Origin of the sequence: Paracoccus acridae, assembly GCF_014642735.1 — a bacterium.
In the GTDB taxonomy this organism is placed as follows: Bacteria; Pseudomonadota; Alphaproteobacteria; order Rhodobacterales; family Rhodobacteraceae; genus Paracoccus; species Paracoccus acridae.
This window is the reverse complement of sequence record NZ_BMIV01000002.1, coordinates 203074-228319: the sequence shown is the minus strand read 5'-3', so window position 1 is coordinate 228319 and position 25246 is coordinate 203074. Positions and strand designations below refer to the sequence as shown.

Sequence of the window (25246 nt, the reverse complement as noted above, 5' to 3'; positions counted from 1 at the left end):
GCCTTCCCCTTGTCGTGTCGGACCTGTCTTTAGGGCGCGCGCGGCCCTGCCACAAGCCTGTCAGCCCCCCAGGCCACGCAGTCTCTCGGCCAGTTGAGCGATGCCCGCGGCGTCGACATTGGCGAAGGCGATGCGCAGGTGGCGCGCGCCGTCAGGGTCGTCGGGCGGCATGAACATGGTGCCGGGCAGCGCCAGGACCCCGATATCGCGCACCATTCGCGGCGCCAAGAGGGCCGAGGATTCGGCCAGCGGATGCTGCACCCAGGCGAAATAGGCGCCCGCGCTCTTCACCCGCCACCCGGGCAACGACGACAGCGCGGCCACCGTCGCATCGCGCCGCGACAGGATCCCGGCCCGTTCCCCTGCAAGCCAGTCGCCCAGGTTCTCCATCCCCCACAAGGCGCCGATCTGGCCCAGTTGCGAGGTGGAGATGGCGACGGTGTCCAGGAACTTCTCGACCTGGGCCATGCGGCTTTCGGACGCGATCAAGGCCCCCACCCGATGTCCCGTCAGCCGATAGGCCTTGGAAAAGCTGTAAAGCTGGATCACCGTCCGGTCCCAGTCGGGCCGGGCCAGAAGGTCGTGCGGCGCGCCGCTGCGGCTGTCGAAGTCGCGATAGGTTTCGTCCAGGATCAGCGCGATGCCCCGGTCCTGCGCCAGATCGAAGAACCGCCGCACCAGGTCCGCCGGATATTCCGCCCCCGATGGATTGTTGGGCGTCACCAGCACGATGGCGCGGCAGCGTGGGCCGATCAGCCCGGCGGCCCTGTCGGGGTCGGGCAGAAGGTCGTCGCCGCAGGGCAAGGGCACCGCGCGGATCCCCTGCATGTCCAGCCACATCTTGTGATTGAAATACCAGGGCGTCGGCAGGATGACCTCGTCCCCCGCCTGCGCCAGCGTGGTGATCGCGGCGCAGAAGGCCTGGTTGCAGCCCTGCGTGATCGCCACCTGCCCCGGTTCGACGGTTCCGCCATAGCTGCGCGAAAATTCCCCGGCTACGGCCGCGCGCAGGTCCGGGTTGCCCAGCACCGGGCCATAAAGATGCGCGTCCGGCCGGTTCAGCGCCGCATCCGCCATCGCCTGCCGCAGGGGCAGCGGCGGCGGATCGACGGGGGCCGCTTGGCTGACATTGATCAGCGGGCGGCCGGGCGGAAAGGACAGGCCCGCCAGCCAGCGCCGCGCCTCCATCACCGGGGGCGGGAAGGCGGCGGCCAGGACGGGATTCAGGGGTGCGCCATCAATCACGGGACAAGCCTTGCAGATCGGTCAGGTCGGGGGGAAGGGACAAGTCCAGCGTGGGCGCGGGCAGATCCGGCGCCGCGCCGCCGGGCAGGTCCAGCGGCATCGCGGGCGCTTCGTCGGGGGCATCGGCCACGGCACGGCCCGGCGCGGCAGGCAGGCTGGGCTGGGCCAGCACGGCGGGACGGTCCAGTTGCGGCGCATCCTCGCCTGCGTCGGGCGCCGTCTGCACGGGTCCGTCCTGTTCGCCCGCAGGCTGAGGGCGCGGCTCGGCCGCCGTCACGGCCACGGGCGCGGGTTCGGATGTCGGGGCGATGACCGCCGGGGCCTCGGCCGGAACAGGGCGTTCGCTGGCAAGCGGCGCGGGCAGGCGCGGCACGGCATCCCCGCCCCTGCCGAATTCGGAACCCACCGGCAGATCGACCTTGCCGGTCTGCGGGGCATCGCCTGTCCGAGGTTTGGAAGACGGGGCCTCTGCCGCCGGCGGGTCGGCAGGCCTAGGTTGGACGGATCGCGGTTCGGCCGGTTGCGGTGCGACCCGGATCGGCGCCGGGGCCGTCGCGGCTGGCTCGGGCTGCGGCAAGGGCGTGGCTAGCGACAGCGCGACAAGGGCAGCGATGCCCACCACGCCGCCATGCAGAAGACCTCTCCAGAAACCGCGTGCCATCTGTCCCTTCTTGCCCGTGCCGGTCTTGACCCCCCGGCGCGCTTTGGCCCATCTATAGCGGACCCGTTCCGGCGGGGAAACCGCCACCATATCAGGGCGCACTCATGATCCTTCTGATCGACAACTACGACAGCTTCACCTGGAACCTCGTGCATTATCTGGCCGAGGCCGGGGCGGAGGTCGTCGTGCGCCGCAACGACGCGCTGAGCGTGGAGGAGGCCCTGGCGATGGCGCCTGACGGAATCGTGATCTCGCCCGGCCCCTGCGATCCGGCGCAGGCGGGCATCTGCCTGGACCTGATCCGCGCCGCCGCCGACAAGGCCATCCCACTGTTCGGCGTCTGCCTGGGCCACCAGGCCATCGGCGAGGCCTTTGGCGGCACCGTCGTGCGCGCCAACCGCATCATGCACGGCAAGACCGACGCGATCACCCATGACGGCACGGGGGTCTTTGCGGACCTGCCCTCGCCCCTGACGGCCACGCGGTATCATTCGCTGACGGTGCGGCCCGACGATCTGCCCAACTGCCTGCGGGTCACCGCGACATCGAACGACGGGACGCTCATGGGCCTGATCCACGAGGCGCTGCCGATCGAGGGGGTGCAGTTTCACCCCGAATCCATCGCATCCGAATACGGGCACGAAATGATCCGCACCTTCCTGGCCCGATGCGCGCCGCGAAAGGCCGCAGCATGACCACGGACATCCGCCCGCTGATCGGCATCGCCGCCACCCGCCCCCTGACGGGAGCCGAGGCCGAGGCCGCCTTTTCCGCCCTGTTCGACGGCGCCGCCACGCCCGCCCAGATCGGCGGTCTGCTGATGGCGCTGCGCGTCCGAGGCGAGACGGTGGACGAAATCGCCGCCGCCGCCCGCGCCATGCGCAAGCGGATGAACCGCATCACCGCCCCCGAAGGCGCGATCGACATCGTGGGCACAGGGGGCGACGGCAAGGGGACGCTCAACATCTCGACCGCGACGGCCTTCGTGGTGGCGGGCGCGGGCGTGCCGGTCGCCAAGCACGGCAACCGCAACCTGTCGTCCAAGTCGGGTTCGGCCGATGCCCTGACGCATATGGGCATCAACGTGATGAACGGCCCGCAGGTGTCCCAGCAGGCGCTGGACCAGGCGGGCATCTGCTTCATGATGGCGACGATGCACCATCCCGCCATGCGCCATGTCGGCCCGCCGCGTGCGGAACTGGGCACAAGAACCGTCTTCAACCTGCTGGGACCATTGACGAATCCCGCCTCGGCCAAGCGGCAGTTGACGGGGGCCTTCAGCGCCGACTGGATCCGGCCTATGGCCGAGGTCCTGCGCGACCTGGGCAGCGAGGCCGCGTGGCTGGTCCACGGCGCCGACGGCACGGACGAGATCAGCATCGCGGGCGAAACCCATGTCGCCGCGTTGAAGGACGGCGCCATCAGCGAATTCACCGTGACGCCCGAGGATGCGGGCCTGCCCCGCCATCCCTTCGAGGCCATCGTCGGCGGCGAGCCGCAGGAAAATGCCGCCGCCTTTCGCGCGCTTCTGGCCGGGGAACGCGGCGCCTATCGCGATGCGGTGCTGCTGAACGCGGCCGCAGCGCTGCTGATCGCCGGCAAGGCGGGCGATCTGCGGGAAGGCGCCGTCATGGCCGCCGAATCCATCGACAGCGGGGCGGCGGTGGACCGGCTGAACCGGCTGGGCCGGATCACCGGCGCGCCGGAACAATGAAACCCCCGGCGGCTTGGGCGCATCTGCCCTTCTTCCAAAGCGACTGGCCCGCGATCCGCGACCGGCTTGAAGGCCTGGACGACTGGCTGCCCGGCCCCGCCCTGGTCTTCGCCGCGCTGGATGCGACGCCGCCGGAACGGGTGCGGGTCGTGATCCTGGGCCAGGATCCCTATCCGACGCCGGGCCATGCCAACGGCCTGGCATTTTCGGTCGCGCCCGAGGTGGCCCTGCCCCGCTCGCTGAAGAACATCTTCGCCGAACTGCGCGACGACATCGGCGCGGCCCCTGCCACGGGCGACCTGTCGGGATGGGCGCGTCAAGGAGTGCTGCTGCTGAACACCTCGCTGTCGGTTCCGCCGGGCGATGCCGGGCGCCATGCCTCCTGGGGTTGGGACAGGCTGGCCCGCGACGCCGTGGCCGAGGCGCAGAAGCACGGGCCGCTGGCCTTCCTGCTGTGGGGCGCCCATGCGCAGAAGGCGACGGCGGGCCTGCCGCGACCAGAGGATCTGGTGATCGCGACGGCGCATCCCTCGCCCCTTTCAGCGCGACGAGGGTTCTTTGGCAGCAAGCCGTTTTCAAAGATCAATGAATGGCTGGAACAGCAGGGCAGGCAGCTGGTGGATTGGGCAGCCTGAAACCTGCTTTGCGACCGTAGGGTGCGTGCTTGCACGCACCTTTGTTGAGGCCGGTTCAGGTGCGTGCAAGCACGCACCCTACGCGTCGTCGTCTTGGTCCGGGGCGCTGAGTGCGTCGAAGCCCGCCTTCTGGCGGTCGGTCCACAGCAGGTGCAACGTCAGGCCATTCTCGCCGCTTTCCTCGCGCTGAACCACCCCGGACTCGTGCAGCCAGGCGCGGCGGCGGCCGTCCGAGAAGGGCAGCGTCACGACCGCCTCGGTCTTCGGCTCGTCCAGGGCCTCCGACAGATGCGCGTCGATGGCGGCGATCAGGTCGTCCAGACCCTCGCCCGAAAGGGCGCTGACGGCCTGGATGCCCTGGGTCCGCGCATCGGTGCGGCGCAGGGCCGCGCGGGTGTCGGCGGACAGCGCGTCGATCTTGTTCCACACCTCGATCAGGGCGACATCCTCGTCCACGCCCAGGCTTTCCAGGATCTCGGCCACATCGGCGGCCTGTTCCTCGGTCTCGGGGTGGCTGATGTCGCGGACATGCAGGATCAGGTCGGCTTCCAGCACCTCCTCCAGCGTGGCGCGGAAGGCGGCGACCAGTTCCGTGGGCAGGTCGCTGATGAAGCCCACGGTGTCCGACAGGATGATCTTGCGCCCCTGCCCGCCATTCGCGCCGGGCAGGCGGATGGCGCGCATGGTCGGGTCCAGCGTGGCGAACAGCATGTCCTTGGCCAGAACCTCGGCGCCGGTCAGGCGGTTGAACAGCGTGGATTTCCCAGCGTTGGTATAGCCCACAAGCGCCACGATGGGATAAGGCACCTTGGCCCGCGCGGCGCGGTGCAGCGTGCGGGTCTTGACCACGCGCTCAAGCTGGCGGCGCAGGCGGGTCATCTGTTCGTCGATGGCGCGGCGGTCGGCCTCGATCTGGGTTTCCCCCGGACCGCCCACGAAGCCCAGGCCCCCGCGCTGACGTTCCAGGTGGGTCCAGGCGCGGACCAGCCGCGTGCGCTGATAGGACAGCGCGGCCAGTTCCACCTGCAGCACGCCTTCGCGCGTGCGCGCCCGGTCGGCGAAGATTTCCAGGATCAGCCCGGTCCGGTCCAGAAGCTTGACGCCCCAGTCCTTTTCCAGGTTGCGCTGCTGGACGGGGCTGACGGGGCCGTCCACCAGGACCAGATCGACCTCGGCATCCTTCAGCCGTTCGCCGATCTCGGCCAGCTTGCCCTTGCCGAACAGGCGCCCGGCATCGGGCTTGCGCAGGCGCGCGACCTCGTCACCCGCGATCTCGATCCCCGGCAGGGCATGGGCCAGGGCCACCGCCTCGGCCAGGGCATGTTCGGGTTCGCGCCGCTGCGTCCGGCCGGCCAGATCCGGGTGGATCACATAGGCCCGCGTCGGCTTTGCCTCGGTTTCGGTGGGTTCTGCCAATCAGTCCTCGCCTTCATAGAGCGAAATGGGCTGGCCCGGCATGATCGTGCTGATGGCGTGCTTGTAGACCAGCTGCGACTGGCCGTCGCGGCGCAGGAGAACGCAGAAATTGTCGAACCAGGTGATGACGCCCTGCAACTTGACGCCGTTGATCAGGAAAATCGTGACAGGCACCTTTGCCTTGCGGACATGATTGAGGAACGCGTCCTGCAAGTTCTGCTTGTCGCCAGCCATTGTTTTTTGTTCCGTTTTTGATCTGTCCCGGTTGGACCTTACATCTATGCGGTTGCCGCAGCCCTTGCAAGCGCCCCGGATTTGCGCCCCTTCAACGCCGCCAGAACTGCGGCGAAAACAGCGCAAGGACGGCCAGCGTCTCCATCCGTCCCAGGATCATGGCCCCCGCCAGCACCGCCTTGGTAAAGACCGGAAGCCCCGACCAGCCTTCCCAGGGTGCGGACGCGATGCCCGCCGTCGCCTGGAAAGCCGGGGACAGCGGGATCGCGGCGGCCAGCGGCCCGGTATTGGTCAGCGCGGCGATGGACAGGATCGTCGCCGTCTCGATCTCGATCCGCTGGATCGAGACAAGCGCCACCACCAGGGCGATGGAGGTCGCGAACAGCATGAAGAAGATGAAGGCCAGATAGGCCCCCTCGCGCCGCAGGCGGCGGGCGATCTGTCCGCCCCCCGCGACCGAGTTCGGGTGAACGATGCGTTCCATTTCCCGCTGCCCGTGGCGGGCAAGCGCATAGACGCGCAACAGCTTGACGCCCCCCGCCGTGGTCGCGACCCCGCCCCCCATCATCGCCAGCCCCGCCAGGATCAGGCTGGGCGAGGTCAGGCCCGACCATGCCCGCGCGCCCTGCCAGTCGATCGAGGTCCAGCCGGTCGTGGTCAGGTAGCTGAGGCCGTTGAACAGCCCGCCCCAGAAGGCGGCCAAGCCGTTGCGCAGGTCGTAAAGCATTTCCGACGACCCTTCGGGCGCGCTTGCGCTTTCGATAGCGCCCAGGAAATGACGGGCAAACAGCGACAGCGCCACAAGGGCGACGAAACCGCCTGCCATCTTCAATTCGGGATCGTCGATCAGCCGGTCGCTGGCGCGCAGTTCCCCGCCCCCCGGCCAGAAGCGGCGCGACAGGGCGGGGATCAGGAACAGGAAGACCGCCATCTCTCCGGGCAGGCCCGAACTGGTGCCGGGCGGCCCAAGGACCGGAGAGATGCCGCTGGTGGACAATGTCCCCATCGCCCGGCACAGCGCGACCAGCCCCGGATCCCCCAGCACCAGCAGGATCACCCACAGCGCGCCAGTCAGCCCGGCATAAACCGGAAAGACCTCCACGGCCGACCGCATCAGGCGGTAGTGGGGATGGGCCAGCACCGTCTGGAAGCCAGGCGTGGACAGATGCGGGTTCCGGTCCAGCGGATCGGCCGACCGGGGCAAGCGTTCATACTGTTCGCGCCGACCGTAAGGCTGGGCCATGATCTCGAACCCGCCGATATGCAGCGGGGCCAGGATCGCGGTGGCGGCGGCCAGGATGAAGAACCCCCCCATCCAGCCTGCCATCGCCCGCCACAGGTGCAAGGGCATCGGCAACAGGTCCGCCGAATAAAGCGAGGCCCCGGTGGTCGTCAGCGCCGAGGTCATTTCCCACCAAGCATTGAACAGCCCGGTGTCCGGCATGCTTTCGGCGAAGGGCAGCGCCATGACCAGCGGCATCCCGGCATAGACCGTCAGCATCGTCAGCAGGGCATCGCGGGGACGGGCCCGCGGGGGATTGGCGGCCGTGGCCAGTCCGATCAGCCCCGCCACCACCAGCACCAGGAGACCGGAATACAGGAATGTCCGCGCCATTTCGTCGTTGTTGTTGACCGAGGCATAGGCCGCCGGCAGCAGCATCGACAGCCCCGTCAGGGCGGCGATCAGCACGAACAACGGCAGGCGCAGCAGGGCGGCCATGGCGCGTCAGAAGAAGTCGATCGAGACCTGCAACAGGCGCTCGACCTCGGGGACGTCCTTGGACAGCGCAAACATCAGCACGATGTCGCCTTCCTCGATCCGCGTGTCGGGCATCGGCTTTATCACCTTGTCGCCCTTCTGCACCGCGCCGATCAGCACGCCTTCTGGAAATTCGATGTCGCGGATCGCCCGGCCGGATATGGGGGAAGTGGACAGGGCCTGCGCCTCGATCACCTCGGCCTCGGCGTCGCCGATGGAATAGATGTCGCGCACGCGCCCGTGCCGGATATGGCGCAGGATCGTCGAAACCGTCGTGGATCGCGGATTGATATAGGCGTCGATGTCCAGCACCTCGGTCAGGGGCACCATGGTCGGGTCGTTGATCAGGGCGATCGCCAGCTTGGCCCCCGCCTGCTTGGCGCGGACCGAGGCCAGGATATTCGTCTTGTCGTCGTCGGTCACGGCCAAGACGGCGTCCGCCGTGGGCACCGCGGCCTCGTCCAGCAGTTCGGCGGACAAGCCGTCGCCGTTCAGGACGATGGTGCGTTCCAGCCGGTCGGCGGCGAATTCCGCGCGGGTGCGGTCGCGCTCGATCAGCTTGGCCCGGATCCGGTCGGGGCGCGATTCAAGCGCCTGCGCCACGGCAAGGCCAACATTCCCCGCGCCGATGATGGCGATGCGTTCCTGTTTCAGGGGCGGCTTGCCGAAGATTTCCAGGGTGCGGCCCACATCCTCGCGATGGGCAAAGACATAGATCTGGTCATGGGCGAACAACTGGTCCCCCGGTTCGGGCGCGAACAGCCGGGTCTGTCGGCGCACCCCCACGACGATGGCGCGCAGGGTGGAAAACAGTTCGTTCAACTGCCGCAGCGGCGTGTTCAGCGCGGGGCAGTCGTCTTCAAGCAGGATGCCCAGAAGCTGCACCTTGCCGCCCATGAAGGTTTCCACGTCGAAGGTCGATGGCGCCGACAGGCGTTGCAGGGCGGCCTTGGCGACCTCTCGTTCCGGGCTGATCACCACGTCGATGGGCAGGTGCGACGTGGTGTAGAGATCCGAATAGATCGCATCCAGATAGGCGCTGCTGCGCAGCCGCGCGATCTTGCGCGGCACCTGGAAGATCGAATGGGCGACCTGGCAGGTGACCATGTTCACCTCGTCCGAATGGGTCGCGGCGATGATCAGGTCGGCGTCGCGGGCGCCCGCCCGGTCCAGGATGTCGGGATGGCTGGCAAATCCCATCACGCCCTGGACGTCCAGGGCATCGGTCGCGCGGCGGATCAGGTCGGCGTTGTTGTCGATGACGGTGACGTCGTTGCGTTCGCCCGACAGGTGCCGGGCGATCTGCCAGCCGACCTGGCCCGCGCCGCAGATGATGATCTTCATGGCCGCCCCTTTGCCGCCTGCGCCATCTTCTGCCTATGCCCAGGCCGCGCGCCGCGCAACCACCCTACTTGCCCATCAGCATCTCGTCCTCGGCCCGCATTCCGCCGACGACGCCCAGGGATTTCAGCTTGCGGTGCAGGGCGCTGCGTTCCATCCCGACGAACTGCGCGGTGCGGCTGATATTGCCCCCGAAGCGGTTGATCTGGGCGACCAGGTATTCGCGTTCGAACATCTCGCGCGCCTCGCGCAGCGCCATGGCGGTGATCTGCGGGCCAAGCGCCAGGGCGTCGCTGTTGTCGGGCGTGGCGCCCTGGGGTTCCAGTTCGGCGGGCTGGATCGGACCGCTGCTTTCGGCCAGGATCAGCACGCGTTCGATCACATTGCGCAACTGGCGGATATTGCCGGGCCAGCGCATGGATTGCAGGGCGGCCACGGTTTCCTCGGGCAATTCGCGCGGGGTCAGGCCCTGGTGGCGCTGGAAGCCGTCAATGAAATGGCGCGCCAGCACCGCGATGTCGTCGCGCCGTTCCACCAGCGACGGCACGGCCACCGGCACGACGTTCAAACGGTCATAAAGCTCCTGCCGGAACCGGCCCGCCGCGATCTCGGCAGGCAGGTCGCGGTTGGTGGACGAGATCACCCGCAGATCGACCCGCACCCGGTCCGCGCCCCCTGCCCGCACGAACTGCTGCTCGGTCAGGACACGCAGGATTTTCGGTTGGGTGCCCAGGGGCATGTCGCCCACTTCGTCGAAATAGATGACGCCGCCATGGGCCTGTTCCAGAAGGCCGGGCTCGATGCCGCGTTCGGGGGTTTCGCGTCCGAACAGCACCTCCTCCATCCGTTCCGGCTCGATGGTGGCGCAGGGCACGGTGATGAAGGGCGCATTGCTGCGCGGGCTGTGGGCGTGGATGTAACGGGCGGCCATTTCCTTGCCGGTGCCCGGTTCGCCCGACAGCATTACGCGGCCGTTGGATTTCGCCACCTTGTCCAGGTTGTCGCGCAGGCGCTTGAAGGCAACGGAATGGCCCAGCATCTCGGCCGCGCGGTCCCCGCCCCGGCGCAGGGTGCTGTTTTCCCGCCGCAGCCGGCTGGCTTCCATCGCCCGGTTCACCACCACCATCAACTGGTCGATGTTGAAGGGCTTCTCGATGAAGTCGTATGCGCCCTGCTTGATCGCCGCCACCGCGATCTCGATGTTGCCGTGGCCGGATATGATGATGACGGGCACGTCCGGGTTGTTGCGCTTGACCTGTTTCAGGATGTCGATCCCGTCCATGCGGCTGTCCTTCAGCCAGATGTCCAGGACCATCAGCGCGGGCGGGCGTTCGTTCAGCGCCGCCAGCGCCTCGTCCGAGTTCGCGGCAAGGCGCGTCTCGAACCCCTCGTCCTTCAGGATGTCCGCGACCAGTTCGCGGATATCGCGTTCGTCGTCAACGATCAGGATATCGCTCATATCGGTGCTGCCTCATCTTCTTTTGTTTTTGTCTTGCGTTGCGCGCCGCGCACGGGATGGCGTTCCCGCGGCAGGCGTATTTCAGCCAAGGCGCCGGGCCCGTCGGGCCGGTCCGACAGGGACAGGCTGCCGCCATGTTCCTCGACGATCTTCTTGACGATCGGCAGGCCCAGGCCCGTGCCGCTGGCCTTCATGGTCACATAAGGCTCGAACAGGCGCGACCGGTCGGCGGGCAGGCCGGGGCCGTTGTCGGCGATGCGGATGGTGACCGCATCGTGGTCGGCCTGCATCAAGACCGTAACCTGCGCCGTCCAGCCATCGGGCGCGTTTTCCCGCATTTCGTCAACCGCTTCTCCGGCGTTCTTGACAAGGTTCGTGAAGGCCTGCCGCAGCATCCCGGCATCGCAATCCACGTTCACCGGCTGGTCCGGGATATGCGCCTGCAATGCCCCTTTCAGCGCGTCCTGCTGCAACAGCGTGACCTCTCGCAGCAGGGCGGCCAGGTCGATTTCCGCACGGTCGGGTTCGGGCATCCGGGCGAAGCGGCTGAATTCGTCCACGATCCGGCGCAGATCGCCCGTCTGGCGGATGATGACGTCGGTGTACTGGTCCAGCGAGGCCTTGTCCTCGGGCGATGCCAGCTTGCCGAACTTGCGGCGCAGGCGTTCGGCGGACAGCTGGATCGGCGTCAGCGGGTTCTTGATCTCGTGCGCGACCCTTCGCGCCACGTCGCCCCAGGCGGCCATGCGCTGCGCGGTCACAAGCTCGGTCACGTCGTCGAAGGCCACGACATAGCCTTCCAGGTCGCCATCGGTGCCGCGACGGACGGCCATGCGGACCAGCAGGCTTTCGACCTTGCCCTCGCGCATCAGCCGCACCTCGTCCTGCACGGTTTCCGCGACCGAGGCCGACAGCCGGTCGAACAGCGGCGCGAATTCCGGCACCGCTTCGGACAGCAGCGCGTCAATGTCGCGTTTCGGGTCAAGCCCCAGCAGCTTGCTGGCAGACCGGTTCACGAAGTCGATTTCCCCCGCCGCGTCCAGCCCGATCACGCCCGAGGTGACGGAGGACAGCACGTTGTCGAACAGCCTGCGCTGTTCGTCGCTGACGCGATAGCTGTCGATCAGTTCTTCCCGCTGGGTCTTGAGTTGCCGGGTCATGCGGTTGAAGGACTGCCCCAACGTCTGGATCTCGTCCCCCGTGTCGGGTTCGGGCACCTGGACATCCAGGTTGCCGTGGCCCACCTGTTCGCTGGCCTGCGCCAGAAGCCCAATGGGCCGCGAAAGGCGGCTGGCGAACCACAGGCCCAGCAGCACGGCGGCCGCGACCAGCAGCAGCGCGAAGGCCAGATAGACCAAGGAAAACTCGAACAGCACCTGGCTGCGCGTCTGTTCCAGCTGGCGATAGCTGCCCACTGTCGCGCGGGTGTCGTCCACAAGGCCCAGCAGCGCGCCGTCCACGTCGCGCGTGACATACAGGTAACGGTCGGCCAGCGGCGGCAGGGCGACAAGGGCGCGGAATTCGTTGTTCTGCCAATCCTCGATCAGCACGACGCCCTCGGTCTGGGCGCGGTCCAGATCGCTGCTGGTCGGGGCTTCATACCAGAACAGATAGGACCGTTCGCCCCGCGCGCGGATTTCTCCGTTGCCGTTGATGACATAGGCTTCGCGCAAGCCCCGCTGGATCAGCGCCTGCCCCTGCCCCAGCAGCAGCCGCAATTCGCCGTCGTCGATCAGCGGATTGGCCCGCCCCGCCTGCGTCAGCACGCTGGCAAGGGCGCGGGCATCCTCGGTCAGGTCGCGGCGGTGTTCCTCTTGATAGGCTTCGGCCGCGGCCTGGGATGTCGTGACGACCTGCTGCACCCGGCCCGAGAACCAGCCTTCCAGCCCGATATTGACCAGAAATCCCGCGAACAGCGCGACCAGGACCGTGGGCACAAGGGCCAGCCCGGCAAAGATCAGCACCAGCCGCGCGTGCAACCGCGATCCGGCCGCGGTCTTGCGGCGCGCGGTGATCAGGCGCGACATGCGCAGCACGATGATCCCGATCAGCACGATCAGATAGGCAAGGTCCAGAAGCAGGATCAGCCGCAGCATCCGGCTTTCGGCGCCCTGGGCCAGCGGGCCAAGCACCGTCATGGTCGCACCCGCCAGAAGGATGCCCAAGGCCAGAATCGCCACGGCCATTCCCCCGCGCCAGTGACGCGGCAGCTTGATCCTTGCGAGCCTGTCCCAGCTCAACCCTGATGCGGCACCTGCCATTGCCCCCGCCTGCCGTCTGACGCGGCTTTCTGTTGCGGCGCCGATACGCTGGCGCCGCCCCCTGTGGCGGTTTTACATCAGTTTGCGGCGGCGTGTCACCTCGATATTCAGCTCGGTCAGCTTCTTGCGCAGGGTATTGCGGTTTATTCCCAACAGGTCGGCGCATCTAAGCTGATTGCCGCCGGTGGCGTCCAGGGCCACCTGAAGCAGCGGGCGTTCGATTTCGCGCAGGATGCGGTCGTAAAGACCGGGCGGCGGCAGGCTGTCGCCATGCAGGTCGAAATAGCGTTGCAGATGCGCCTCGACCGAATCCGACAGGGGGCCGTTGCCGCCGCCCAGATGAAAGCCGCCGGGCAGACCGGCATCGTTCGCAACCGGCGTGGCGGGCATCGGCATGGCGGCGATGGAGGCCGTGCGGCCGCCGCCCTGCTGGCTCAGCGCCTCGCGCATCTCGGCGGCGGTGATGGTGGTGCCGCTGGCGGTCAGGGCCAGTCGGCGCATCATGTTTTCCAGTTCCCGCACATTGCCGGGGAAGGCATGGACGCGCAGCAGGCCGGCCGCATCGTCGCCCAGCGTCCGGTCGGGCAAGCCCTGCGTCGCCGCGCGCGCCAGCAGGTGCGCCGCCAGGGGCAGGATGTCATCGACCCGCGCGCGCAAGGGCGGCACGGTCACGGTCACGCCGGCAAGTCGGTAATACAGATCCGACCGCAGCCGTCCCGACGCAACGTCGGCCTGGGGATCCGGGCCGGTCGTGGCCACGATCCGCGGGGCCATGGCGCGGTCCGGGCCGCTTTCCATGGATTCGATCAATCCGATCAGCCGTGCCTGGGCCGCCGGATCGAACCCTGCCGGGTTTTCCACGACGATCGTGCCGCCGCGCGCCTTGTCCGCCGCCCGGATGATCGCCTCCTCGCTCGCGTCGGCCGAGGTCAGGATCGCGAACCCGTTGTCGCGGCGGTCGGACAGTTCGTGGAAGGACCGCGCGATGGTGGTCTTGCCCACGCCCGGTTCGCCCGCGATCAGCACCGGCAGGTCGGCGTTCAGGATCCGCGCGACCATGCGGAACAGCGACTGCATCGCGGGGGCGTGGCCGATCAGCGGCATGGCGGGATCGGCGGCGGGGCGCGGCGCGGCGCCCGCCTCAGGGGCCGGGTCGGATCTGCGCGGGCGGCGCGACAGGGCCTGGCCCGCCTTGGCCATCAGGTCGGGCAGGTCGAAGGGCTTGGGCAGGTATTCGAAGGCCTCGGCCTCGGTCGCGCGGATCGCGGTGACGATGGTGTTCTGGGCCGAGATGACGATGACCGGCAGGTCGGGCCGGGCATTGCGGATGGCGGGGATGCGGTCGATGCCGTTGCCGTCGGGCATCATCACGTCGGTGATGACCAGATCGCCCCGGCCTTCCTCGACCCACTTGGACAGCTGCGCCAGGCTGCCCGTGGCATGGACGCGGCAGCCCGCGCGAGTCAGCGCCTGGGTCAGCACCGTGCGGATGGTGCGGTCGTCGTCAGCGATCAGAACGGTTCCGTCCATGGCGTCGGTCCTTATGCCTTGGGCAATGATATGCGAAAAACGGTGCGGCCGGGGCGCGAATCCACGCGGATCAGCGCGCCGTGGTCGGTGATGATCTTGCTGACAAGCGCCAGGCCCAGGCCGGTGCCGTTCTCGCGTCCCGACACGAAGGGCTCGAAGATCTGGTCGGCGATGACGGGCGGCAGGCCGGGGCCGTTGTCCTCGATCTCGATCTGCAGGGGCAAGGGTCGGCCGGTGGGGTCGGCGTCGTCCGGCGGCAGGCGCAGGCTGTGGTCATAGAAGCTGCGCAGCCGGATCATCGGATGGTCGGTGTCCTTCAGCGCCTCGGCGGCGTTCTTGACAAGGTTCAGACAGACCTGGGTCAGCTGGTCCCCGTCGGCCAGGGCATCCGGCAGGGACGGGTCGTATTCCGCCACGATGGCGATCTTCCTGGCAAATCCCACGGCTGCGGACCGACGCACCTTTTCCAGCACGTCATGGACGTTGATCGACCGCAGGTTCGGGGCCGAGGTGTCGCCGAAGCGTTCCACCTGGTCCAGCAGGGACACGATGCGCCTGGATTCGCTGACGATCATCTCGGCCATTTCGCGATCCTCGGGGGATGCGTTCATGCCGATCAGTTGCGCGGCGCCCCGGATGCCCGCCAGGGGGTTCTTGATCTCGTGCGCCAGCATCTCGGCCATGCCGATGGCGCTGCGGGCGGCGGTGCGGACGGCGCGGGTCTGGTTATGCAGCCCCGCCTCGTCCTGCGGCACCAGCAAAAGCGTCACGGCGCCCCCGACATCGCCCGCGGGGCCGACATGGACGGCGGCATGGCGATCCTGGTGGCCGCCCGCGCGGTCGCCGATCTCGAACCGGATGCCGGGATGATACAGCGCCTCGTCCCCCGCGATCACCCGGCAGACCAACGGCCCAAGCGACGGCTGGATGCGCAGCCGCGTGCCCATCTCGTCCCCTTCCAGCGCCCGCCCCAGGGTCGAGTTGCGCGACATGTTGAGCCAGATTTCCGCCGCATTGTTCATCGCGGCCACGCGGCCCTGGCCGTCCAGCACAAGGGCGGGCAGCGGCAGCGCCTCCCACCCTGGACCGGGCTGCGCCTCGTCAAAGCCGGCGGGGCTGCGCCGCGTCATGCGGCCTCCTGCGCGTCGGCAAAGGCCTGGCGGATCAGGGCCAGCGTTTCGGCGGGGCTGTCCGCGCGCAGCATCCGGTCGCGCAGCGGCGCGCCGTTCGCATCGGCATACCAGCCCAGGTGCTTGCGGGCGACGCGCAGGCCCAGGTCGATGCCATAGAAGTCCAGGATATCCTCGTAATGTTCCGCCACCGCGTCCGCCAGGGCGGCACCCTGCGGCACGACAGGCGCGGGGCTGCCCACCAGGTCATGCGCGATCCCGGCCAGCCGCCAGGGCGCGCCCTGCGCCCCGCGCCCCACCATCACCGCATCCGCGCCCGATGCCGCGAGCGCCGCCCGCGCCGATGCCCCGTCCACCACGTCGCCATTGGCGACCAGCGGCGGGCGGCCCGGCAGGTTCGCCACCGCCCGGATCCGCGACCAGTCCGCCTGCCCCTTGTAGAACTGCGCCCGCGTCCGGCCATGCACGGTCAGCATCCTGACGCCTGCATCGCTGGCGCGGCGGGCCAGGTCGGGGGCGTTCAGACAATCCTCGTCCCAGCCAAGCCGCATCTTCAGCGTGACCGGCACAGATACCGCGCCCACCACCGCGTCGATCAGGGTCAGCGCGTGGTCCAGGTCGCGCATCAGCGCGGCACCCGACAACCCGCCCGTGACCTTCTTGGCGGGGCAGCCCATGTTGATGTCGATGATGCGCGCGCCCATGCCTTCGACGATGCGGGCGGTTTCGGCCATGGCCCCGGCCTCGCGCCCGGCGATCTGGACGCTGACGGGCAGCGCGCCCTCGGTCAGGGCCTTGGCGCGGACGGCGGCGCGGGTCGAGGGGCGCGGCGTCACCATCTCGGTCGAGGCGACCATCTCGCTGACCATCAGGCCCGCGCCGTATCGCGCAACGGCGCGGCGAAACGGCAGATCGGTGATTCCCGCCATGGGCGCAAGAAACACCGGCGGGCCAAGCCTTGTATCGCCAAGAATGATCGGGTCGCCGAATGCCATGTCCTGTTCCTTCGCCCTGTGCCGAACCGGCCGCAAGATTGCAATTCTGGCCGGATATGCCCGATAAACGGTCATCTGTCTTGTTGCCTTGATCTGCGGCAGGATGCCCATTTTATAGGCAATGCAGGTGCAGGTGGGGATGTCGCCAAGATCCCATCCAACTGCCGCAATCCAAGTGGCCTTTGGCCCGGTCAGATGTTTAGATGAAGCCCGAAATGCAAGGGGGACACATGTTCCTGTCAGTCTTTGACCTGTTCAAGGTGGGCGTGGGCCCGTCGTCGTCGCATACCATGGGGCCAATGGTCGCCGGTGCGCGGTTCCTGGACGAATTGCGCCAGCAGCCCTTCCGGGCGCATGGGCTGAAGGCCAGCCTGCACGGCAGCCTTGCCTTTACCGGCAAGGGACATGCGACCGACCGCGCCACGATCCTGGGCCTTGCAGGCTTCGTTCCCGCCACGCTGGACGCCGATGCGGCCGAGGCCGCGCTGGCGAAGAACCGCGAAACCAGGGTGCTGTCGCCCCAGGGCTTGGGCGATCTGGTCTTCGATCCCGATCGCGACCTGCGCTTCGATTTCGACCATGCGCTGCCCGGCCATGCCAACGGCATGACGCTGTCGGCCACCGACGCGCAGGGCGACGTGATCTTTCACCGCATCTATTATTCCATCGGCGGCGGCTTCGTGCTGACCGACGATGAACTGGCCCGCAAGGGGGACGAAAAACGCAGCGACGATGCGCCCAAGGTGCCCTATCCCTTCTCCAGCGCCGCCGAGATGCTGGAGATGGCCGCAGCGTCGGGCAAGTCCATCGCCCGGATGAAGCACGACAACGAACGCGTCTTCCGCAGCGATGCCGAGATCCGCGACGGGCTGATGCGGATCTGGCAGGTGATGCGCGACTGCATGGACCGGGGGCTGACCACCGACGGCATCCTGCCCGGCGGGCTGTCGGTCAAGCGCCGCGCCAAGGCCATCCACGAAAAGCTGCTGGCCGAACGCGGCATGAACCTGACCGCGCCCCATGTCATCAACGACTGGATGTCCACCTATGCCATGGCCGTGAACGAGGAAAACGCGGCAGGCGGCCAGGTCGTCACCGCCCCTACCAATGGCGCGGCGGGAACGGTGCCCGCCGTGATCCGCTACTGGCTGGACCACGTTCCCGGCGCGTCCGAACGCGACATCCCCGAATTCCTGCTGACCGCCGCGGCCGTCGGCGGGCTGGTCAAGCACAATGCCTCCATTTCGGGCGCCGAGGCCGGGTGTCAGGCCGAGGTCGGCAGCGCATCCGCGATGGCGGCGGCGGGGCTGGCGGCGGTTCTGGGCGGGACGCCGGAACAGGTGGAAAACGCGGCCGAAATCGCGCTGGAACATCACCTGGGCATGACCTGCGACCCGGTGCGCGGCCTGGTGCAGGTTCCCTGCATCGAACGGAACGGCCTGGGCGCGATCAAGGCGGTGTCGGCGGCCAGCCTGTCCCTGCGCGGCGACGGCACCCATTTCGTGCCTCTGGACGCCGCGATCGAGACGATGCGCCAGACGGGGCGCGACATGTCGGACAAGTACAAGGAAACATCGCTTGGCGGGCTTGCGGTCAACGTGCCGAATTGTTGACCCTCCGGGGCGGCGGCCTGTTGCCGTCAGCTACGGGCGCGCTTGTGCCTGCGTGCGGTGATTGCTAACGCTGGCGCGACAGTGATCCCAAGGAAGGCCGACCGATGACCCCGCGTCTTGCACTCATCGCCCTGATGACCCTGCCTCTTGCTGCCTGCGACGGCGCGAACCTTCCGGGCCTCGGCCGATCCGAGCCGCAGGTCCAGGGCCACCAGGGACCGCCGGGCGTCTCGCCGCTGGAACAGCCCATCGAGACCGGGGCCGAGGCGCGCCCGGTGTCCACCGCCGAGGCCACGACCTATAACACCGCCGCCTTCAGCGCGCGCGGAAACGAGCCCTTCTGGGCCGTCGATGCGGCGGGCGGCACCGCGATCTACAAGACGCCCGACAATCAGCGCGGCCGCCCGATCCGCGTGAACCGCCTGAACTTTGCGCAGGGTGTGGAATATGTGGGTGTGCATTCAGGCCGTCCCTTCGTGCTGAACATCCGCGCGACGGCCTGCCAGGACAGCATGTCGGGCGACAGGTTCCCCTTTACCGCACGCCTGACGGTGTCGGGCAGGACCGAAACCGGCTGCGCAGGTCCCGCATCGGCCGAGGTCGCACAGGCCGTCGCCGCGACCCGCGCCCCCGCGCCCGCGGCGCCGCGTCAGGCCACGACGGCCACGCGCCCCGCCGCGACCCGTCCTGCGGCGGCCCCGGCCACCCCGGCGGCGGCGCCTGCCCCGGCCGAGGAAACGCCTGCCACCGCGCCGGTCACGCCCGCCGCCCCTGAACCGGCGCCGGAGACCCCGCCCGCAAGCGCGCCCGCCGCGCCCGCGCCGGCATCCGAAGGCACCGCCGACCTGCCGCCCCCGCCCGCTGCGGAAGCGCCTGCCGCAACGCCTGCCGCGCCCATCGTCCCGGACCTGCGCGTCCTGCCGCCGGCGGGAACGACGGGCGGCACGACCGCGACCGAACCCGCCGAATGATGCCATGACCGCCCCTGTCCCAGCCATGATGCAGCCTTCGGGCCGGATCGCGTCATCGGCTGCCGGGGGGCGTGCCTTGCGTCCATGACCCGCCAGAAGCAGAACGAGGATACGTGATGCGCAGATCCCCCATCCTGAGACGCCTGATGGCGACGACCCTGCCGGTGGCCCTGGTGCTGGGGTCCGCCGGCACGACCGCCGTCGCGGAACCGATGTATGCGCGGAACATGTCCACCTATGGCCTGGGGGGCGGCATCGACACGCCCACGGCGGAAACGCTGCCTGACGGCACACTGGGAGCCACGGTGTCCTGGTCCGACTATGGCCGGCGCAGCAGCGTCGTCTTCCAGGCCCTGCCGAGGCTGACGACCGTGCTGCGCTATTCGCGGGTCGAGGGGATCAACGACTACCGCGACGAGGGCTATATCTCGGACCGGTCGCTGGACCTGCGCTATCAGGTGCTGGACGAACAGGGATGGCGGCCTGCCGTCGCCGTGGGCTTGCAGGACTTTCTGGGCACCGGCGTCTATTCGGGGGAATACATCGTCGCCACCAAGACCGTCACCCCTTCCGTGCGGGTGTCCGCAGGTCTGGGCTGGGGCGTCCTGGCGGGCAAGCCGCGTATTATCGATAACAGCGGCCAAGGTGGGGAGCCGAATGTTGATGACTGGTTCCGCGGCGGCGCCAAGCCGTTTGCGTCGGTCAGCTGGCAGGTCAATGACCGCCTGAACCTGGTCGCGGAATATTCCAATGAGGAATATGTTGCAAAATACCGAAGCGGGAGTGCCTTCCAGCAAGGCGATGAGCCCGACAACGGTTTGAACCTAGGTGCCTATTACAGCTTCGGCGACAGCTATCAGGTCGGCGTCTATTCCATCGGCGGCAATACCTTTGGCGCGCAGTTCTCGATCCTGCTGAACCCGCGCCAGGCGCCTTATCCTTCCGGGCTGGAGAAGGCCCCGGCCCCGGTGCGCCCGCGTCCCGCGCCCCAGGCCGATCCCGATGGCTGGTCGGGGGTTTGGGCGCAGGATCCGACTGCGCAGCCTGCGATCCAGACCGCGCTTGGCGATGCCATGGCCAAGGAAGGGCAGATCCTGGAAAGCATGGCGCTGTCGGCCAACCGGGCCGAGGTGCGGCTGCGCAACAACCGCTATATCAACCAGGCCGAGGCCATCGGCCGCACCGCGCGCCTGATGACCCGCGCCCTGCCCCCTTCGGTGGAAACCTTCGTCATCACCTCGACCGCCGCCGGGGTGCCTGCCTCCTCTGTCACCGTCCGGCGATCGGATGTCGAAAGGCTGGAAAACACCGAGGCCGGGCAGATCGCCGACGCGTCCATCCTGTCCGACGCCGCCGCGGGCGCCCCTGGGCTGGTCCGCAGCGAGGGCGTCTATCCGCGGTTTCGCTGGTCCATCAAGCCCTATGTCGATCTGGGCATCTTCAGCGCCGAGGACGGGTTGACCCACGAGGTCGGGGCCGAGGCGCGTGCAAGTTACGAAATCGCGCCCGGCCTTGTCCTGACCGGCGCCCTGCGCCAGCGGGCCTTCGGCAACATCGACCAGCGTGGGCCGGGCATTCCGGGCCAGCGCGGCGAATACTATACCCCCGAGGAATACGAGGCCAACCCCGCCCTTGAAACCACGCCCGAAGGCGTGCCGCGGGTGCGGTCGGACACGCGCATGTACACGGGCAACAGCAGCCCGGTGATCCCGGAACTGACGCTGGCCTGGTATGCAAAGCCCACGCCCACCGTCTATACCCGCGTCACCGCCGGCCTGCTGGAACGCGCCTATGGCGGCGTCTCGACCGAGGTTCTGTGGAAGCCCGCGAATTCGCCCCTGGCCTTCGGGGCCGAGGTGAACCGCGTGAAGAAGCGCGATTTCGACCAGTTGTTCGATTTCCGCGACTACGAGGTCACGATGGGCCATGTCTCGGCCTATTACGAATTCACGCAAGGCTTCACGGCGCAACTGGATGTCGGCAAGTATCTGGCGGGGGACAAGGGCGCCACCCTGACCCTGACGCGCGAATTCGCCAATGGCTGGCGCATCGGGGCCTATGCCACCAAGACGGATCTCTCGGCCGAGGAATTCGGCGAGGGCAGCTTCGACAAGGGCATCACCCTGTCGATCCCGCTTGGCTGGGCGACCGGCCAACCCTCGCGCGAGCGTGTGGATGCCAACCTGCGGTCGCTGGCGCGCGACGGTGGCGCGCAACTGAATGTCCGCGACCGGCTGTATGACCGCGTCCGGGACAGTCATTCCGTCAAACTCTATGAAGGCTGGGGGAGGTTCTGGCGATGAACGGCGCGTTGAAGATCACGCTGGCGGCCGCGTTGCTGGCCGGCCTTGCAGGGTGCGGAAACGACAGCGAAGGCACCGGACCCTTCGGCATCCTGGCGCAGACGGCGGGCCAGGTCGTCGCGCAGCGCAGCGCCGCCGAACAGCCCGCCGAACAGCCCGCCGCACCGGCCAGATCGCCCGAGGACGCCGCGGCCGAGGCGCTGCGCGTCAATCCCGGTCCGCTGATCCAGGCCGGGTTCGAAAACCTGGGCCGCACGACCGCCATGGCCATGACCGGCCAGAACGGCGCCATGCGCACCTACATGACCCCGGCCGAGGAGGCGCTGATCCTGCGCGACGGGATGCTGGTGGGCACGCGCGGGCTGGGCAATGACCTGTCGGTGGCCGAGCCGGGGACCGAAGGCCTGATCCGCGCGGGCGCCGCCGGGACCGGGACCCGGATCATGCGCTATTTCGCGGGCGACGGCGTGGAACGGCCCTTGCAGTTCACCTGCACCGTCGGCGCGGGACCCGCCCCCGGCGTCACGGTGGAAAACTGCGAAGGCCATGGCGCGCGTTTCCAGAACAGCTACATGGTCCAGGGCGGCCAGATCGCCGTGTCGCGCCAGTGGATCGGACCCGTGCTTGGTTATGTAACGATCCAGACGTTGCGGCCCTGACCAGACGACCGGCCCTTCGCGGGCCGGTGCCTCATGTGCCGGACAGATAGGCCTCGATGGCCCGGCGCACGCCCAGCTTTTGCACCAGGGTCAGCTTGCGGGCGAAAGCCTCTTGGAAGACGGGATTGTCGGCCAGGGGTCCGAACACCGCCTCATTGCGCAGGAAGGCCAGCGGATCGGCGCGCGAGGCGATGGCATATTCGCGCAGCATGTCGCTGTTGTCGTCGTTCGGGGCGATGTCGTTGCCCGCCTCGTCCCTGCGTTCGCAATAACGGCACCAGAAGGCGACCTCTTGCGCAAGACCGTCGATGGCGCGGTCGTCCTTGAGCGCGTCGGCCAGCGTCGGCAGGATGAACTTCGGCTGCCGGTTCGATCCGTCCAGGCACAGGCGCGGGATCGTGTCGCCGATCTCGGGGTTGGAAAAGCGGCTGACGATGAGGTCGAGATAGTCGTCATAGCTGACGCCGGGGATCGGTTGCAGCGTCGGGATGATTTCCCGCGTTTCCAGCGCGCGCAGCCAGGCAGCGATCTGGGGGTCGGCCATGGCGTCATGGACGAAGTGATGGCCCAGCAGCGCGGAAGGATAGGCGATGGCCGCGTGCCCGCCATTGAGGATCCGGAGCTTCATCAGTTCGTGGCGGCTGACATCGGTGACGAATTCGGCGCCGACCTTCTCCAGCGGCGGACGGCCCTGGGGGAAGCGATCCTCCAGCACCCACTGGCGGAAGGGCTCGCAGACCACGGGTGCCGCGTCGGTGATGCCGAAGCGGTCGCGGACAAGCGCCCGTTCGCGGTCAGAGGTGGCTGGGGTGATGCAATCGACCATGGAATTCGGAAAGGCCACGTTCTGGCGGATCCATTGCGCCAGATCCGGGTCGGACAGCTGCGCAAGCTCGGTCACGGTGCGCGCGCAGACATGGCCGTTTTCCGGCAGGTTGTCGCAGGACAGAACGGTAAAGGGTTCTGCCCCCGCATCGCGCCGCTGCCGCAGCGCGGCCAGGATCATGCCGAAGACCGTGCGCGGCGCATCGGGATTGGCGGCGTCATGGGCGATGTCGGGATGGGCGGCGTCAAACCCGTTGGTCTTGGCATCGACGTAATAACCGCCCTCGGTGATGGTCAGCGAGACGATGCGGATGTCGGGTTCGGCCATGGCACCGATCACCGCCTGGGGATCCACGGGGACGAAGTCGATCATCGACCCGATCACGCGGGCGTTCAGCCCGTCCGGGTCCAGTTCGACCACCGTGGTCAGCCAATCCTGCGCCGCCAGCCTGTCGCGCATGGCGGCATCGCCCGGACGCACGCCCGCGCCGATCAGCGCCCAGTCCCGGCCCTCGCCCATCTCGAACAGCTGGTCCAGGTACCAGGCCATGTGCGCGCGGTGAAAGTTGCCGACGCCGACATGGACGATGCCGGGGCGCAGGCCTGCGCGGTCGTATCCGGGGCGGCCCACGGTATCGGGCAGGTCGTGCAGGGCGGATGCGTTCAATGAAACGGCCATGGCCGGAACCTTTCTTCTGGGGGACAAGCCTCAGCTCATCCAGTTGCCGCCATCGACGTTGTAGGTCTGGGCGACGATGTAGTCTGCGTCCGACGAGGCCAGGAAGATCGCCATGCCGGTCAGGTCGGCGGCGGTGCCCATGCGGCCGAAGGGGACGGCGGCGCCCACTTCGCGTTTTTTCTGGCCGGGGGCCTTGTTTTCGTATTTCGCGAAGAAGGCGTCCACGCCGTCCCAATGTTCCCCGTCCACCACGCCGGGCGCGATGGCGTTCACGTTGATGCCGTGTTCGATCAGGTTCAGCCCTGCCGATTGCGTCAGGCTGATGACGGCGGCCTTGCTGGCGCAATAGACGGCGACCAGCGGTTCCCCGCGCCGCCCCGCCTGGGAGGCCATGTTGATGATCTTGCCGCCCTTTCCGCGTTCGATCATGCCGCGCGCCACCGCCTGCATCATGAACAGCGGGCCGGATACGTTGACCGCGAAGATGCGGTCGTAATCGGCGCGGGTGATTTCCACGATGGGGGCCGCGGTGAACAGGGCCGCGTTGTTCACCAGGATGTCGATGCCGCCGAATGCGCCTTCGACCTCGGCCACGCAGGTGTCGATGCTGGCCTGGTCGGTGACGTCCAGGCGCACCGCGATGGCGCCTTCGCCAAGGCCATCGGCCGCCTTCCGCGCAGCGTCGATGTTGATGTCGCAGATCGCCACGCGGGCGCCTTCGGCCAGATAGGCGCGGGCGAATTCCAGCCCGATGCCGCGCGCAGCCCCCGTGATCAGCGCGCGCTTGCCGTCCAGTCGTCGCATCAGATGCGGTCTCCGTTCTTGTCAAAGCGATGGATTTTTCCCTCGTCCGGGGTCAGCCAGACGGTGTCGCCGTGGTGAAGATCGACTTCGCCGGTGGACCGGACGGTGATGGTGTCCGCCAAGCCCGTATCCTCGACATAGAAGAAGCTGTCCGATCCCAGGTGTTCGCTGACGCCGACGCGACCCCTCCATTTGCCCTCGGTGGCCGAGATGCGGATATGTTCGGGCCGCACGCCGATGGTCTGGGCGCCGTATTCCGCAGCCGCCGCGCCCCCGAACAGGTTCATCCTGGGGCTGCCGATGAAGCCCGCCACGAAGACGTTGCGCGGGCTGTGATACAGGTCCAGCGGCGATCCCACCTGCTCGATCCGGCCCGCCTGCAGGACCACGATCTTGTCGGCCATGGTCATCGCCTCGACCTGATCATGGGTGACATAGATCATCGTGGTCTTCAGCCGGTTGTGCAGTTCGCTGATCTCCAGCCGCATCCCCACGCGCAACGCGGCGTCAAGGTTCGACAGGGGCTCGTCGAACAGGAAGGCCGCCGGTTCGCGCACGATGGCCCGGCCGATGGCGACGCGCTGACGCTGGCCGCCCGACAACTGGCCCGGACGGCGGTCGAGATAGTTGGTCAGGTTCAGGGCCTTTGCCGCAGCCTCGATCCGGCGGTCCTGTTCGGCCTTGGGCACGCCCGCCATCTTCATCGGGAAGGCGATGTTCTTTCGGACCGACATGTGCGGGTAAAGCGCATAGGACTGGAATACCATCGCCAGCCCGCGCTTGGCCGGGGATGCCTCGGTCGCATCCTGGCCGTCGATCAGGATGCGACCGTCGCTCACATCCTCCAGCCCCGCGATCAGGCGCAGAAGCGTGGACTTGCCGCAGCCCGAGGGACCCACGAAGACCACGAATTCGCCGTCCTCGATGGTCAGGTCCAGGGGCGGGATCACCTCGATCTCGCCGAACCGCTTGGTCACGCCCTGCAGGGTTATCTGTCCCATAATGTTCCCCC

Annotated in this window: 21 protein-coding genes; 7 read left to right on the top strand and 14 right to left on the bottom strand. The window is 68.1% G+C overall.

Going from position 1 to position 25246, the window contains the following annotated elements; genetic code table 11:
- Positions 1 to 60 precede the first annotated feature (60 nt).
- A complete protein-coding gene (locus tag IEX25_RS04200) occupies positions 61 to 1245 on the bottom strand; it encodes an aminotransferase (protein WP_268236128.1) in 1185 nt (394 codons plus the stop codon).
- On the bottom strand, positions 1238 to 1906 hold the full coding sequence (locus IEX25_RS04195; RefSeq protein WP_229665034.1) for a hypothetical protein: 669 nt from the start codon (positions 1904 to 1906) through the stop codon (positions 1238 to 1240). Before IEX25_RS04195 ends, IEX25_RS04200 begins: the two co-directional genes overlap by 8 nt.
- Positions 1907 to 2010: 104 nt before the next feature.
- Between IEX25_RS04195 and IEX25_RS04190 the strand changes: the two genes are divergently transcribed.
- Genes IEX25_RS04190 through IEX25_RS04180 form a run of 3 tightly spaced genes read left to right on the top strand, consistent with a single transcriptional unit; the run spans position 2011 to position 4255 of the window.
- Positions 2011 to 2601, top strand: a complete 591-nt coding sequence (locus IEX25_RS04190) for an anthranilate synthase component II (protein ID WP_188714158.1) — start codon at positions 2011 to 2013, stop codon at positions 2599 to 2601.
- Entirely contained in the window at positions 2598 to 3620 is a 1023-nt protein-coding gene (gene trpD / locus IEX25_RS04185) for an anthranilate phosphoribosyltransferase (protein WP_103173244.1), read from the top strand. Before IEX25_RS04190 ends, trpD begins: the two co-directional genes overlap by 4 nt.
- A complete protein-coding gene (locus IEX25_RS04180; RefSeq protein ID WP_188714157.1) occupies positions 3617 to 4255 on the top strand; it encodes a uracil-DNA glycosylase in 639 nt (212 codons plus the stop codon). Before trpD ends, IEX25_RS04180 begins: the two co-directional genes overlap by 4 nt.
- A 78-nt stretch (positions 4256 to 4333) precedes the next feature.
- Here the strand turns inward: IEX25_RS04180 and hflX are convergent, their stop codons facing one another.
- The 9 genes from hflX to dusB all read right to left on the bottom strand — a co-directional run bounded on the left by hflX (position 4334) and on the right by dusB (position 16380).
- Complete coding sequence (gene hflX / locus IEX25_RS04175; protein ID WP_188714156.1) at positions 4334 to 5671, bottom strand: GTPase HflX; 1338 nt, start codon at positions 5669 to 5671, stop codon at positions 4334 to 4336.
- Entirely contained in the window at positions 5672 to 5905 is a 234-nt protein-coding gene (gene hfq, locus IEX25_RS04170) for an RNA chaperone Hfq (RefSeq protein WP_020949330.1), read from the bottom strand.
- Between the two features lie 91 nt (positions 5906 to 5996).
- The gene (locus IEX25_RS04165; protein ID WP_188714155.1) at positions 5997 to 7625 is read right to left on the bottom strand and encodes a potassium transporter TrkG; all 1629 of its coding nucleotides are present in this window, start codon (positions 7623 to 7625) and stop codon (positions 5997 to 5999) included.
- Positions 7626 to 7631: 6 nt separating this feature from the next.
- A complete protein-coding gene (gene trkA, locus IEX25_RS04160; protein WP_188714154.1) occupies positions 7632 to 9008 on the bottom strand; it encodes a Trk system potassium transporter TrkA in 1377 nt (458 codons plus the stop codon).
- 64 nt (positions 9009 to 9072) lie between these two features.
- Positions 9073 to 10464: a nitrogen assimilation response regulator NtrX gene (ntrX, locus tag IEX25_RS04155; RefSeq protein ID WP_188714153.1), complete on the bottom strand. Its 1392-nt coding sequence runs from the start codon at positions 10462 to 10464 to the stop codon at positions 9073 to 9075.
- On the bottom strand, positions 10461 to 12725 hold the full coding sequence (locus IEX25_RS04150; protein ID WP_188714152.1) for a sensor histidine kinase NtrY-like: 2265 nt from the start codon (positions 12723 to 12725) through the stop codon (positions 10461 to 10463). The genes ntrX and IEX25_RS04150 overlap by 4 nt, the downstream gene beginning before the upstream one ends.
- Positions 12726 to 12797: 72 nt before the next feature.
- Positions 12798 to 14255 (bottom strand): response regulator, encoded by a 1458-nt coding sequence (locus tag IEX25_RS04145; protein ID WP_188714151.1) that lies wholly within the window; start codon positions 14253 to 14255, stop codon positions 12798 to 12800.
- An 11-nt stretch (positions 14256 to 14266) separates the two neighbouring features.
- Entirely contained in the window at positions 14267 to 15385 is a 1119-nt protein-coding gene (locus tag IEX25_RS04140; protein WP_188714150.1) for a two-component system sensor histidine kinase NtrB, read from the bottom strand.
- Positions 15382 to 16380, bottom strand: coding sequence for a tRNA dihydrouridine synthase DusB (gene dusB / locus IEX25_RS04135; RefSeq protein WP_188714149.1), 999 nt, complete (start codon positions 16378 to 16380; stop codon positions 15382 to 15384). The genes IEX25_RS04140 and dusB overlap by 4 nt, the downstream gene beginning before the upstream one ends.
- Before the next feature lie 230 nt (positions 16381 to 16610).
- Between dusB and IEX25_RS04130 the strand changes: the two genes are divergently transcribed.
- The 4 genes from IEX25_RS04130 to IEX25_RS04115 all read left to right on the top strand — a co-directional run bounded on the left by IEX25_RS04130 (position 16611) and on the right by IEX25_RS04115 (position 21926).
- Positions 16611 to 17993, top strand: a complete 1383-nt coding sequence (locus IEX25_RS04130; protein WP_188714148.1) for an L-serine ammonia-lyase — start codon at positions 16611 to 16613, stop codon at positions 17991 to 17993.
- Positions 17994 to 18097: 104 nt separating this feature from the next.
- Positions 18098 to 18964: a COG3650 family protein gene (locus tag IEX25_RS04125; protein ID WP_188714147.1), complete on the top strand. Its 867-nt coding sequence runs from the start codon at positions 18098 to 18100 to the stop codon at positions 18962 to 18964.
- Between the two features lie 116 nt (positions 18965 to 19080).
- Complete coding sequence (locus IEX25_RS04120) at positions 19081 to 21267, top strand: YjbH domain-containing protein (RefSeq protein ID WP_188714146.1); 2187 nt, start codon at positions 19081 to 19083, stop codon at positions 21265 to 21267.
- Positions 21264 to 21926, top strand: coding sequence for a YjbF family lipoprotein (locus IEX25_RS04115; RefSeq protein ID WP_188714145.1), 663 nt, complete (start codon positions 21264 to 21266; stop codon positions 21924 to 21926). Before IEX25_RS04120 ends, IEX25_RS04115 begins: the two co-directional genes overlap by 4 nt.
- A gap of 31 nt (positions 21927 to 21957) precedes the next feature.
- Here IEX25_RS04115 and IEX25_RS04110 read toward each other — a convergent pair whose 3' ends face one another.
- The 3 genes from IEX25_RS04110 to IEX25_RS04100 are packed head-to-tail and all read right to left on the bottom strand — an operon-like array spanning position 21958 to position 25235.
- Positions 21958 to 23430, bottom strand: coding sequence for a mannitol dehydrogenase family protein (locus IEX25_RS04110; protein ID WP_188714144.1), 1473 nt, complete (start codon positions 23428 to 23430; stop codon positions 21958 to 21960).
- 30 nt (positions 23431 to 23460) lie between these two features.
- A complete protein-coding gene (locus tag IEX25_RS04105; protein ID WP_188714143.1) occupies positions 23461 to 24234 on the bottom strand; it encodes an L-iditol 2-dehydrogenase in 774 nt (257 codons plus the stop codon).
- Positions 24234 to 25235, bottom strand: a complete 1002-nt coding sequence (locus IEX25_RS04100; RefSeq protein ID WP_188714142.1) for an ABC transporter ATP-binding protein — start codon at positions 25233 to 25235, stop codon at positions 24234 to 24236. The genes IEX25_RS04105 and IEX25_RS04100 overlap by 1 nt, the downstream gene beginning before the upstream one ends.
- Positions 25236 to 25246: the final 11 nt, after the last annotated feature.